This is a genomic window from Georgenia alba, from assembly GCF_042665525.1.
GTDB lineage: Bacteria > Actinomycetota > Actinomycetes > Actinomycetales > Actinomycetaceae > Allobogoriella > Allobogoriella alba.
Genome location: NZ_JBHTCQ010000001.1, coordinates 1478887 through 1492133 on the forward strand (window position 1 = coordinate 1478887; position 13247 = coordinate 1492133).

The 13247-nt window shown below is 65.1% G+C and carries 9 protein-coding genes and 1 tRNA gene; 7 read left to right on the forward strand and 3 right to left on the reverse strand.

The genetic code is table 11. The features are described 5' to 3' along the window. Nucleotides 1–63 precede the first annotated feature (63 nt). The 7 genes from ACFQQL_RS06810 to ACFQQL_RS06840 all read left to right on the forward strand — a co-directional run bounded on the left by ACFQQL_RS06810 (nt 64) and on the right by ACFQQL_RS06840 (nt 11009). A tRNA-Ala gene (locus ACFQQL_RS06810) sits at nt 64–136 on the forward strand. Nucleotides 137–240: 104 nt separating this feature from the next. Then, the gene (locus tag ACFQQL_RS06815) at nt 241–945 is read left to right on the forward strand and encodes a DUF6994 family protein (protein WP_382392568.1); all 705 of its coding nucleotides are present in this window, start codon (nt 241–243) and stop codon (nt 943–945) included. A 98-nt stretch (nt 946–1043) separates the two neighbouring features. Next, nucleotides 1044–5813, forward strand: coding sequence for a DEAD/DEAH box helicase (locus ACFQQL_RS06820; RefSeq protein WP_382392570.1), 4770 nt, complete (start codon nt 1044–1046; stop codon nt 5811–5813). Next, nucleotides 5813–7588, forward strand: a complete 1776-nt coding sequence (locus ACFQQL_RS06825; protein WP_382392572.1) for a DUF262 domain-containing protein — start codon at nt 5813–5815, stop codon at nt 7586–7588. The genes ACFQQL_RS06820 and ACFQQL_RS06825 overlap by 1 nt, the downstream gene beginning before the upstream one ends. A gap of 354 nt (nt 7589–7942) precedes the next feature. Next, nucleotides 7943–9460 (forward strand): hypothetical protein, encoded by a 1518-nt coding sequence (locus tag ACFQQL_RS06830; RefSeq protein WP_382392574.1) that lies wholly within the window; start codon nt 7943–7945, stop codon nt 9458–9460. A 535-nt stretch (nt 9461–9995) separates the two neighbouring features. Then, complete coding sequence (locus tag ACFQQL_RS06835; RefSeq protein ID WP_382392576.1) at nt 9996–10445, forward strand: hypothetical protein; 450 nt, start codon at nt 9996–9998, stop codon at nt 10443–10445. 102 nt (nt 10446–10547) lie between these two features. After that, entirely contained in the window at nt 10548–11009 is a 462-nt protein-coding gene (locus ACFQQL_RS06840) for a DUF1801 domain-containing protein (protein WP_382392578.1), read from the forward strand. A gap of 15 nt (nt 11010–11024) precedes the next feature. On the opposite strand, the gene ACFQQL_RS06845 is transcribed toward ACFQQL_RS06840, so the two are convergent. From ACFQQL_RS06845 to ACFQQL_RS06855, 3 genes are all read right to left on the reverse strand, one after another. Next, nucleotides 11025–11654 carry a maleylpyruvate isomerase N-terminal domain-containing protein gene (locus ACFQQL_RS06845; RefSeq protein ID WP_382392580.1) on the reverse strand — a complete coding sequence of 210 codons (630 nt, stop codon included), beginning with the start codon at nt 11652–11654 and terminating at the stop codon, nt 11025–11027. Beyond that, on the reverse strand, nt 11651–12046 hold the full coding sequence (locus ACFQQL_RS06850) for a VOC family protein (protein ID WP_382392582.1): 396 nt from the start codon (nt 12044–12046) through the stop codon (nt 11651–11653). The genes ACFQQL_RS06845 and ACFQQL_RS06850 overlap by 4 nt, the downstream gene beginning before the upstream one ends. Nucleotides 12047–12120: 74 nt before the next feature. Further along, nucleotides 12121–13215 (reverse strand): winged helix DNA-binding domain-containing protein, encoded by a 1095-nt coding sequence (locus tag ACFQQL_RS06855; RefSeq protein ID WP_382392584.1) that lies wholly within the window; start codon nt 13213–13215, stop codon nt 12121–12123. Nucleotides 13216–13247: the final 32 nt, after the last annotated feature.

The window sequence follows — 13247 nt, forward strand, 5'->3', positions numbered from 1 at the left end:
TCGCTCGCTTCCCTCGGGCCGCCGGCCCGGTGCTATGGTGGTCCCTGCTCTCCGGAGCATCACGGGGCTATGGCGCAGTTGGTAGCGCGTCTCGTTCGCAATGAGAAGGTCGCGGGTTCGAGTCCCGCTAGCTCCACCGAACCGGCACCCGCCTCACCTGCGGAAACGCAGCGATCGAGGCGGGTTTCGTCATGGTTGGCTATCGTCGGCGGCAGCCCACCGTCAGCCAGGAGGCCAAAGATGGTCGGACCGATCGACACGTCGTTCGATTTCGCAACGGACACCCCGCCCGGCAAGGACCCGGATGCGCTCAGTCCGACTCTTCGCCGATACCACCGAATGCTGTGGAGCAAGCCACTCCCGTCCGGCGAGATCTTCGACCTCGACCCGACCGTCCGCGGGGAGTACCTGGTCCACCGCTCCTCCCGCGGCGAGTTCCGCCTGACGAGTGACGCGATCACGACCAACCTCGTGCACAAGGCAGGTCGCGTCATCCAACAGATCGCGCCGGAAGTCCGACCCGCCGACCTGGGTTACACCATGGGCAGCGCCATCCTCTTCCCCGGCGTCAGGATCAACGGGAAGCAGAACCTCAACGGAGCCCGCGGGTTTCATCCGTCCATCGCCGACCGATTCGACCTCACGCTCGAGTGCATCCGCCGCCACTATGCCGGCGAGGACAACAAGCTCGCGGACGTCCTGCAGCGGTACTCCGACTTCTTCGGGTTGTTTGGCGACTTCAGCGGCTACGTGGACTTCTGGCTCCTGCAAGACCTCGTCGAGGACGACGGGGCCACGATCCGCTTCTTCCACCACTTCGACGACTTCCGCACACCAGCCGTGCCCAGGACGGTCGACGACTACATCGCGTACGTCGAGGCCAGCAACGACTTCATCAGGCGTCGAAACAGGCGGATCGACGATTTCGTCCGGGGCATGGCCTGACAAGTTTGCGGGCATCTTCCCAGGTCAGCGGCACTGGTCTGGAGCAAGCGCGGGGCGAATCGCGGCCATAGCCGCACAACGTGCGCCAAGATGCCCCTATGTCGACGACGATCCACGAAACTCTGGACGAGTTGTGGTCCACCGCGCTGGACCCGCGCGACAAGGGCGACAAATTCGAGCGGCTCATCCAGGCGTACCTGAAGGCTGATCCCGAGTGGACGGCGAAGTTCTCTGACGTCTGGCTGTGGTCAGAGTGGCCCGGTCGCGAGGGCCGTCCGGACACCGGAATCGATCTCGTCGCCAAGCGTCGGGACACCGACGATCTGGCCGCCATCCAGGCCAAGTTCTACGACCCCGAGCGGACCGTGCCGAAGGCTGAGATCGACTCGTTCCTGAGTGCATCCAGCAAGGTCGGGTTCGTCGAGCGGTACATCTTCGACACCGCGAAGGCCTGGTCCAAGAACGCCGGCGACACCCTGGCTGGCCAGACAGTGCCCGTGCAGCGAGTGGACATTCAGTACCTCGCGGATGCGCAGATCGATTGGGGCCAGTTCCGGTGGGAGACTCCGGAGGTCGTCGTCCCGACGGGTCCGAAGACGCTCCGGCCGCACCAGCAGCGGGCGCTGGAAGACGTCCGCGAGGGCCTTGCGACCCATGACCGCGGTCGACTCATCATGGCGTGTGGCACGGGTAAGACGTTCACGGCGCTCGGCATCGCGGAGGATCTAGTCGGCGTCGGCGGTTCGGTCCTCTTCCTCGTGCCGTCCATCCAGCTGCTCTCCCAGTCGCTTCGCGAGTGGATGGCCAATACCTCCGTCGACATCCGCCCGTTCGCTGTCTGCTCGGACGTCCGTGTCGGTCGCAAGGTGAACACCGACGACGCCGACATGTCGACCATCGACCTGACCGAGCCCGCCACGACGGACGCAGAGACCCTCATCACCCGCTGGCGGAAGGGCCGCCATGCGAAGGAGCGCATGACGGTCGTCTTCGCCACCTACCAGTCGATCGACGTGGTCATCGAGGCCCAGAAGCGCGGACTACCGGAGTTCGACCTGGTGATCTGCGACGAAGCCCATCGCACGACCGGCGTGACGTTGTCAGGAGCAGACGAGTCAGCGTTCGTGCGCGTGCACGACCAGAACCGCCTACGAGCGAAGAAGCGCCTCTACATGACGGCCACGCCGCGGGTGTTCGGCGAGGACGTGCACAAGAAGGCCAAGGACACCGACGCGGTTTTGGCCGATATGAACGACGAGTCGATGTTCGGCCCGGAGCTCCACCGCCTCGGCTTCGGCGATGCCGTGGAGGCCAATCTGCTCACCGACTACAAAGTCGTCGTCCTCGCCGTCGACGAGAAGTACGTGGCCGAGAACTTCCAGCAGACCATGGCCCAGAACGGCGAGATCGCCCTCGACGACGCCGCCAAGCTCATCGGCTGCTGGAGCGGGCTGTCCAAGAACCAGGGCCGCGGTGACCTCTCCGACCCGCAGCCGCTCGGGACAAACCCGCCGATGCGGATGGCCGTCGCGTTCGCCAAGGACATCAAGTCATCGAGGGCCGCAGCCCAGGCGTTTCCCGCCATGGTCGACCGTGCCCTCCTCGACGTGCCCGACGGCGGCACCGCGCTCAAGGTCGAGGCACAGCACGTCGACGGCACAATGGGTATCCACGAACGCAACGCCCACCTCGCCTGGCTCAGGGCCGAGACACCCGACGACGTCTGCCGGGTACTGACCAACGCGCGCTGCCTTTCCGAGGGCGTCGACGTCCCCGCGCTGGACGCCGTCCTGTTCCTCACGCCCCGCGGCTCACAGGTGGACATCGTGCAGTCCGTGGGTCGAGTGATGCGAAAGTCGCCCGGCAAGCAGTTCGGCTACATCATCCTGCCCGCCGTGATCCCGTCCGGTACGCCTCCGGAGGAGGCGCTCAAGGACAATGAGAAGTACCGGACGATCTGGCAGGTTCTGCAGGCGCTGCGCTCTCACGACGACCGCTTCCACGCGATCATCAACCAGATCGAGCTCAACAAGCAGCCGCCACCGAACATCGTCATCGACACGGTTCCGCCACCGGCCGACGTGGAGCAGATCGCGGGCGGCGGAGAGCAGCCGCAGTACGCACAGCTCACCCTCGAGTTCCCAGCTGAGTTCCGCGACGCCATGTACGCCCGCATCGTGCAGAAGGTGGGCGAGCGGAGGTACTGGGAGACGTGGGCCAAAGACGTCGCCGACATCGCTCACGCCCACATCACCCGCATCAACGGACTCCTGTCAGACCCGGATTCGCCACAGGCCAAGGAGTTCGACGCGTTCCTTACCGGGCTGCGCGAGTCGCTGAACGACTCGATCACATCCGACGATGCGGTCGAGATGCTCGCACAGCACCTTGTCACCCGCCCGGTCTTCGAGGCGCTCTTCGAGGAATACGCGTTCGCCGACACCAACCCCGTGGCCCGGATCATGGAGAAGATGCTCGCCAGCCTGGACGAGCACCCGCTCGCCGCCGAGAACGCCACACTCGAAGGCTTCTACCAGTCCGTCCGACGACGCATCGCCGGTGTCGACAACGCCGAAGGCAAGCAGAAGATCCTCATCGAGCTCTACGACAAGTTCTTCGCCACCGCGTTCAAGAAGACCGTCGACAAGCTCGGCATCGTCTACACCCCGGTCGAGATCGTCGACTTCATCCTCCGCTCCGCCGACGACGTGCTCCGCCAAGAGTTCGGGCAGGGCCTCACGGACGAAGGCGTCCACATACTCGACCCCTTCACGGGAACCGGATCCTTCCTCGTCCGGCTGCTCCAGTCGGGACTCATCAAGCCGCACGATCTGGCCCGCAAGTATGCGAACGAGATCCACGCCAACGAGATCCTCCTGCTGGCCTACTACATCGCCACGGTCAACATCGAGACGACGTACGCCTACCTCGCCGGCGAGCAGAAGGAGTTCCCGGGCCTCGTCCTAACCGACACCTTCCAGTCCTGGGAGCCCGACGACACCCCCGATCTTGGCATTTTCGTCGAGAATAACGAGCGCCTGCAGAGACTCAAGAAGCTCCCGATCACGGTTATCATCGGCAACCCGCCCTACTCCTCGGGTCAAGACTCCGCCAACGACGACAACGCCAACGAGAAGTACCCCTCGCTCGACGAGGAGATCCGCAAGACGTACGCCGAGCGTTCGACAGCCACACTGAAGAATTCGCTCTACGACTCCTACATCCGTGCGATCAAGTGGGCAACCCTTCGCATCGGCGAACGAGGCCTGATCGCATACGTCACCAACGGCGGCTTCCTCGACTCCAACACGGCCGACGGCATGCGCAAGGCACTCGTCGAGGAGTTCTCGTCGATCTACGTCTACAACCTCCGCGGCAACCAGCGCACCGCAGGCGAACAATCCCGCAAGGAGGGCGGCAAGGTCTTTGGCGGCGGCAGCCGTGCCACCGTTGCCATCACTCTCCTCGTCAAGGACCCCAACAACACCGGCCCCGCCACCATCCACTACACCGACATCGGCGACTACCTCACCGCTGAACAGAAACTCAGCAAAGTCGCAGACGTAGGGAGCGTCTTCGACCTGCACACGACCAGGATCACTCCGAACGAACACGGCGACTGGCTCAACCAACGCCGTGACGACTTCACCCGCTTCATGCCCATCTCTTCGGAGGGGAAAGACACTGCGCTCTTCGATTCCCGAAGCAGAGGACTTGAGACTGGCAGGGATGCTTGGGTCTACAACTTTGGGTCGGAGCGGCTTCAAGCTTCCATGCGTCTAGCGTGCGAAACATACTCGGAGGTGCTTCGGGGTGAAGACACTAATGATGAGCGGCGCATAAAGTGGACCGACAGCCTTCGGTCAATCTTGAGCAAGAGAACCGAACTAGCCTTCGTCTCGGAGGCGCCGCGGAGCGCGATATATCGTCCGTTCCAACGTGTGCGCCTTTACCCGGATACGATGTGGTACCACCGACCCAAGGTGGCGCGTGACGTATTCCCTCCGCGTCAGGGAGCAGCGAATGTTGGGCTATACGTGTTGGGGCCGGGCGCAACGGCAAAATTCGCAGTCCTTGCGATTGACGCTGTCCCAGACATTCAGGCGCTTGGAGCTGGCCAAAACGGTCAGGTGTTGCCGCGCTGGCGCTACGAGAAGGTCGAAGACTCAGAGATGCTCGATCTTGGTGGCGTGGGAGGGGTGGTCGACGGGTATCGCCGGGTCGACAACATCACCGACGAGACACTGAAGCGGTTCCGCGCGGCATACGGCTCGACAATCTCGAAAGACAGCGTCTTCTTCTACGTCTACGGCCTGCTGCACTCGCCGGAGTACCGAGAGACGTACGCGGCGGATCTGAAGAAGATGCTGCCGCGGATCCCGTTAATTGCCGACTTCACCGGCTACGCGGATGCCGGCCGTAAGTTGAGCGAGCTCCATCTCGGCTATGAGACTGTCGATCCCTACCCACTTGATGGTCTGGCCGCGCAGCCGCCGACGTGGATCGATCCGTACGACTATTACGCCGTCGGCGACAAGAAGATGCGCTTCGGCGGCAAGGGACGGGACAAGGACCGCTCAGTCATCCACTACAACGACCACATCACGCTTACGGGCATACCTGACGAGGCCTACCGCTACCAGCTCGGCTCTCGCTCAGCGATCGAGTGGATGGTCGATCGCTACTGGATCAAGACCGACAAGCCCTCGGGCATCGTCAACAACCCCAACCACTGGTCCCGCGAAGTCGGCGACCCGCGCTACATCATCGACCTCCTCGCCCGCATCGTCACCGTCAGCCTGGAGACGATGAAGATCGTCGACAACCTGCCACCGCTCGACATCATCAACGAATCGGGAGTTGCCTGATGATCAAGTCGGCCAATCAGTACCCCGTGCACACGCTGTTCAGCCACGAGGGCAACGTGATGTACCGAGTACCGCCCTACCAGCGGGAGTACTCCTGGATGAAGCCGCAATGGGAAGACTTGTTCGAGGACCTCATCGAGGCAGACGGGCAACATTTCCTCGGCACCATCATCACGCTCGACCAGACGACCGACACTCTGCAGAGCAACATCCTGGAGGTCATCGACGGGCAGCAACGACTCACAACGCTGACCCTTCTCCTGGCCGCGTGCTACTCAGTGCTCAAGGAGCACATCGACGAACTCGACGAGGACACTCGCACAGACGTCACCAACCTGAGTCGACAGCTCGTCCGCAAGTCCGACAAGCAGCCGCGGGTGACGCCGCAGAAGCAAGGACGCAACCTCGCGGACTACCGGCGCGTACTGGAAGAGGCAGGGCTGCCGATCAAGGGCGAGTGGAAGGCGTACTTCCCGAGTCGCAGGGTGGCCAAGTGCTACCGCTACTTCCGGTCAGCGATCGTGCGACTCGCAGAGCAGGATGGAGTCACTCAACCGGCTGCCGCGCTGCGTGTCCTCGAGGCAGCGAAACGCGCGGTTCTTGTGAAGATCGAGGTCGCGAGCCATGCCGACGCGTTCGTCCTGTTCGAGTCGCTGAACAACCGTGGCATGCCACTCTCGCCGGTCGACCTCATCAAGAACCACCTCCTCGCCGAATCCGAGAAGAAGCGGATCATGCACGTCGACGAGGCCTTCCAACATTGGAACGCGATGCTGACGAACCTGGGTGATAACTACGCCACCCAGGAGCGCTTTCTGCGGCACTACTACAACGCGTTCAAGTCGGAGCTGCCTGACGTGCCGAACGCGACGGTCGCCACGAAGTCCCGGCTGATCCGGATCTACGAAACCTTGCTAGGGGGCGACCTCCGGAGTGTCGTCGACAAGCTGGTGGACGCGAGCGAGATCTACGGCCGCATCAACTGCGTCGTCGAGGTCGATCAGCCGACATCTCTCGATCGGGCATTCCAACGCCTCATGCGTGCCCAGGGGGCGCCGTCCTACGTCCTCGTCATGTGGCTGTTGTCGAAGCGGCATGAGCTCGAGTTGACTGCCGGCCATATCGAGACCGCGGTAGACAGGCTCACGAGCTTCTTCGTGAGACGGAACCTAACCGGCTACCCGCCGACGTACGCACTCGCCAAGCTGTTCATGGACACGATCGACGCTGTTGGCGGTGCGCGCGGAGACGATGTCGTTGCTGTTGTTTCTCGGAGACTCAGCGCTGCTTCAGCTGGTGATGGCGTCTTCCGGGACCGACTGCTGGGCAGGATCTACGAGGAGAACACCGACGTCGCCCGGTTCATCCTCGCGACGCTAGCCGAGGACGGCATGACCAAGGAGACGTCAGTCGACCTATGGCGTCAGGAGAAGAACCACTTCGTGTGGACGATCGAGCACATCCTGCCCCAGGGGGAGAACCTCCCGCCCGCTTGGCAGGAGATGCTCGGCGGCTCAGAGTTGGCAGCGCAGGTGCAGGAGGAGCACAAGCACAGGCTGGGGAACCTCACCATCACGGCCTACAACAGCAATCTTGGCAACAAATCATTCATCGAGAAGCGTGACCGTCAAGACTCCGCGGGGAGGTACATCGGCTACCGGAACGGGCTCACGCTCAACGCGACGCTCGCTCAGCGGGAGTCCTGGACGGCTGCCGACATCGAGGAACGAACTAACGCACTCGCGGACAAGGTGCTGGCCAGGTTCCCGCTCTGACGGGCATCTGACGTCGGTGACCTGTCAGCCTGGGCACCGTGCCCGAGGGCCCTTCTCGGGCTTGAGTCGTCAGTGGACTTTGGCAGTCATGAGATTGGTACGCGACGTGCCGATTTGTGGTCACGCATGTGGGTCCTGCGTCGTACTGTGAGCGTTGTGAGCACTCCGCAAATCCCTGGATACTTCTCCGACCAACACTCGGACCTCGCGAGTCTGTGGAATCGCCCTGAAGGTGAGTATCCAGACGCGCTTTGGCCAACCAGCCGGCTTCAGGATATCGACTCAAGTCCTTCCGGTTGGGTAGTGGTCGATGAATATGTGCATACCCCGCTGGAGCACGGAGGTCGTGGGTGCGTGCTGATCCCAGAGGGAAGCGAGGAGTCAGCGCTCGGCGGAACGTCATGGATCGGACGAGGACTCGGCTCCTTCGGCGTCTGGACCACGCCGAGCGATGGTAGTACTGGCTACGTCGACGGGCTTACGGAAGAAGAGTATGGCGCCGAGGTCACGTTCCTTGTCCAAGCGCGACGTGCTACCGGAACGAACCTACCCCAGATCGATGTGGCGCTTCCGTTCCTCTGGTTCTGGGATGCCTTCGAAGTTGTCAACGGATGGAACTACGTGAGTGCCGCCGGACGCGAGCATCAACTTCTTCGATTTGAGCGAACAGACGAGGCGTGGAAGGTGGAGGTTCGAGTCCTGGAACTCCGGACATTCCTCAAATGTTGCAGAAAGTCAGCTGTCGTTCAAGTTGACTACACGACGAAACTGGACAGTCACCCCTTCGTGCGAGTGGACGACACCTTCAAACGAAACTGGGTGAGCGTCGACTTCCACGCCCTTAACGACGCGACATTCGGAAGTGACCGTCCGTCCATGTCGCGGATCTTGGGTCAGTATGTGTTGGAAGGCCAGAATACGTCGAGGAGACCCCGATGGGAGGGATCTCACTCGGCGACAGACTTCCCAAACTTCGTCTATGGCGTCGATCCGGAGACGGGAAATCCCTTAACCCATTCTTGCAACCCTGACGAGCTCGGGTCGTACCACGACCTCGACGACTCTCGGCTCCACTATCTCACGCCGATATACTTCAAACGAGCGGTGCTTCAGGACTACGTGTCGGAACCTGGACGATACGAAGTTACTCCGTTCAGGCTGTCCTGTCTCAGCCTTTGGGGAGTCGACATTTCGATCAACAGCGCAGGTCTCGTGGAGGTGTACCTCGGAGACATCGGTGCCAAGATTCCAGAGGAGGAGTGGGGACATTGGCGCACGTACAATGTTCCCCCAGAGGGCAAGATGGAAGAGGGTCGATTTCGTCGAGATTTCCTAAACCAAATCGCCTCATCCCCGGACCCGATAGGCGACCTACGGCGGGCGCGTACGAAGGCGAACGAGGCGGCACGTCAGGGTCTCGGACGCGAGCTGTGGCGCCCGCTACCGGCGGACCTCGAGCCTCAATACCGGTCACTTACGGGTCCGCTCACCGATGACCCGTCTGCCATCATCGGCCCGCTGCTGGTCGTTTCGAAGGTCTTCGTGGACGGGCTCGACTCGAAGCTCCTCAAGCGTGTAGTCCAGGACGCGGAGAAGGGCGAAAGGTCGCTCTCCCTCCTTAGGAAGTTGCTCGCGTCACTGGGTGACCAGGACGATGTCTCGAAGGTCCTACGGGACTTGTATGCGATTCGTTCGCGTGGGGGTGTGGCGCACCTCAGCAACTCGGAGTCGAGGGCGGTCATTGGTGAGCTCGGAATCTCCGAACTGGCACCAATTGCGGCTTTCGAGGCGGTCGTCAAGAGCGTCGAGGAGGCGGTGTCACGGATTGGAGATCTTCTGCGGCACGCCTCGCCTGCGCCCGACGCTGGCTGAGGCGTGATGTTCGGCGATGGTGGCGATGGCCGATCGCCAGGCCCTCTGCGTGAGAACTTTCTCTACTGACTCAAGCGTGCTTCGCGCGCGGCGCAGGCGGCGGGCATGCGGCGCTGGCGCGCCGGTCCCGCCGCGACCTGCTCCAGGCTGAAGTCGCACGATGGAGTCGTCATTTTGCACCAAGAGACGCCGTCGGAGCCTGGTACCCCCGTGGTACCCCGCGACGAGCTACCCGGGGCTGCCAGCAACGCCTGCAACGCCAGAACCCGCACGAAACGGCGGATCGTCAGCCGTCCGACGTCTTCGCAACGAAACGGTCGCGGGTTCGAGTCCCGCTAGCTCCACCAAACGGCTTCCCACCCGCGGCAGCGCAGCGACAGGACTGCGCCTCCGGTACGTACGATGGCGCGACCTTGCCCAGTGGTCGAAGGGATCATCAGGGATGTCACGCGAGCGAGCCTTCCGGGCAGCGACTGCCTGCGTAGGCGACATTCGGCCAACCCGTTCCCTGAACTCCCGGCATTCGGTTGCCGAGGTGGTCGAGGGCGAATTCGGCCAGGGCGTGCTGAAGTACGGCCGGAATGAGGATGAGGTCAGGGGCATAGCGTGGGAGGCCTCGCTGTTGGCCTCGGACCCCGGGACGTTCGGCGATCGCCTCGTTGCGCGAAGCGTCGACGGTGCCTCCGTTTGGTCGATACAACGCCTGCTGCGAGGGCCGTCAGCCGTCGGGCGCGCTCGCGTGGCCACGCGCCGTGAGTTCGTGCCGATCGCATACCCCGACGATGCTGCGTTCGCCGACCGCCTTGCAGCCGTGGAAGGCGGTCGGGTGCAGTCCTTCTCCGACGTCGGCGCGGCGCCGTTCCGGCCGCTGGAGGCAGTTCTCCGCGAGGCCATGCGCGGCGGTGCCGGGTGCGGCGTCGGCGGTGCGGCCGAACTCGCCGATCGTCTTGCCGATCTGCTCGAGGCGACACCGGGCGAGGATTGACCAGTCACGCGCCGGCTTTCGATTACCCGTCAGGAATCGAGAAGCCCGCTCCTCGGGGTCGCGCATAGCGTGTGACCACCCATCGGAACGAGGAGAGGGACCATGAGCACATCGCAGGAGACCGGGACCGCTACCCGCGGGTTCTCGAAGGAGGAGCGCGCCGCGATGAAGGCGCGCGCCGTGGAGATCAAGGCGGAGTCGCGCGGCGGCAGCCGGTCCAAGAAGGCGGCGGCCGACGAGGCCGCGATGCTGAAGAAGATCGCCGAGATGGCTTCCCCGGACCGGGAGATCGCGGAGCGGCTGCACGGCGTCGTCACCGCCGCGGCCCCCGAGCTGGCGCCGAAGCTCTGGTACGGCCAGCCGGCGTGGGCCCGCGCCGGCAAGCCGCTGTGCTTCTTCCGGAGCGGCCAGGTGGACAAGGAGCGGTACTCGACGTTCGGCTTCAGCACCGAGGCCAACCTCGACGACGACGGCGGCCTGTGGGCCACGTCGTTCGCGCTGACGGAGCTGACCGAGGCCGGGGAGAAGCGGATCGCGGAACTCGTCGCGAAGGCGGTCTCCTGACCTCGGGCGAAGGGCTCAGTACTCCCTGACGCTGCAGTCCCAGTGCCACCGGCGCCCGTGCGTCGCGTCGGTCCGCCCGGTCGCGGCCAGCAGGTCCTGCCAGGGGTCGACGGTGCGTCGCGCGCCCGGGAAGAGCCTGGTCAGTGTGCGGTCGGCGATCTCGCCGTCGACCGCGAAGTCGACGCCGTTCGCGGTGAGGATGTCCCACCCGTGCATCGCGCCCTCGACCACGCCCATCGCGGCGAAGCCGGAGGCGTCCGCGAGGCCGTGCGGGTGCCAGCCGCGCCGGTCGGGCGGTGCCGTGGTGGTGACCGACACCAGCAGGCCGCCGAGGGCGTCCACGCACTCGGCCATCACCCGGCTGCCGCCCGCCGGGTCGGGCCAGAACAGCATCGGAGGGCTGCCCTCCCGGCGGGGCGGGCCCTCCAGCAGACGCAGGTAGTCCTCGCGCGGCGGCCTGGCTCCCGAGAGCTGCAGGGCGTAGGCGCCGAAGTCGTCGAGCAGGTGGGCGGCAGTGTCCCGGCAGTCCCACGCGAGCCGGTAGGCGCTCCGGTCCCAGGCGTCGTCCGGGAGACCCGCGAACGCCTCCGTCAGGGCGTCGACGACGCTCCGCAGGTCGGCAGGCGTGGTCACCTGTGCGCTCACGTGCGGCTCATCTCCTCCTCGGACCGGAGGATGCAGAAGTCGTTGCCCTCCGGGTCGGCGAACCACACCCAGCCGGTACCCGGCCCGAACTTGCCGCGGAGGTCGGCGACCTCCGCGGCGCCCATCTCCCGCACCCGTTGGATCTCCTCGTCCCGGGTCCCGGCGCGGGGCCGGAGGTCGAAGTGGAGGCGGTTCTTGACCGTCTTCTCCTCGGGCACCTCGATGAAGAGGATGCGATGACCGGTCCCGGGGTCGAGGATCATGCACTCCTCGTCGCCCGGCTCGTTGGGGTCGTCGGGATCGTCGGTGTAGTCGAGCAGCCGCTTCCACCACTCGGACAGCTCGTAGGCGTTGCGGCAGTCGACGGACGTGTGCGAGACGAAGGAGGCCATGCGGCAAGCACACCGGGACCGGCGCGTGGCGGCAAGCGCATTACCGGCGGCGGGGTGGGCAGGTGGCGCGCGGCTCAGCCCACCACCCGGACGTCGTGCTCGGCTCCCGGGTCGGTGAAGGCCAGCAGCCGGTGCGCCTCGGCCTCCACCTCGTCCCGTTCGGCGGCGCTGAGCCTTCGGAACGGTGAGACGGTGAGGGTGGCCGCGCCGTCCCCGACGACGAGGTCCCACGTGGCGGCGACCGTGCCGTCCACCAGCACGGTCGCCGCCACGCCCGAGCCGACGCAGACCTGACGGCGCACGTCGTCGCTCATCACCCGGGTGCGGTCGTGATGGCCGAGGAGGAACGCGTCGAACGCGGGTAGCAGCCGCACCGGCGCCGGGGTGTCCGGGTCCGGCAGAGGCGCCTCGGGCAGGTCCAGCAGCTCACGGCCACGCTCGTCGCGCAGGACCCGCAGGTCGGGCCGCATGCCCGCGACGACCTCCCGCAGCCCGCTGATCCCGGACCACACGCGCATGTCGGAGACCGTCGCCGGGCCGAACGCGGCCAGGTACCGCCGCAGCAGGGTCGCGACGTCGTCGGCCGTCGCCTCGGCGGGCAGCGCGCCGCGGGGGAGCGCGAAGGGCGTCGCGCCCCGGGTGCGCCAGGTGCCGCTCGGCGCCGGGTGGGTCACCGGGAGGAGGTACTGGACCGTCCAGCCGAGCGCCGTCGGGTCCGCGCCCGGGCGGCTCGCCGCGAGGCGGCGTCCCAGCTCCGGACGGGTCAGCACGGTCCCGTCGGCGAGCAGCTCGCGGGCGTCCCGCACGAGCTCGCCGAGGTCGATCCCGCGCGTGCGCGAGCCGAAGGTGTTCCGCTGCACGCGTCGCAGCAGACCCGCCAGGGCCGGCCGGACCAGGGTGAAGTCCTCGGCCGTCATCACGTGCTGGGTGGACCGCATGAGGGTCGAACGCACCAGCGTGCCGTCCTCGATCGCGCGGGTGACGTCGGTGATCGTGACCCGCTCCAGCCGGCTCCACAGCGCCAGGTACGGCAGGTCCGGCTCCTGCGCGTTGAGGCCCAGCAGGTGCGCGACGGCGTCGGGCACGGAGCGATCGTCGCGGCCCAGCAGGAGCTGGCGGGCAAGCGTCGCCCGTCCCAGCGCGCGGGCAGAAAGGGGAGGTCCTGACACGACGCCCGAGCGTACGGGCCATCGCGGACAAC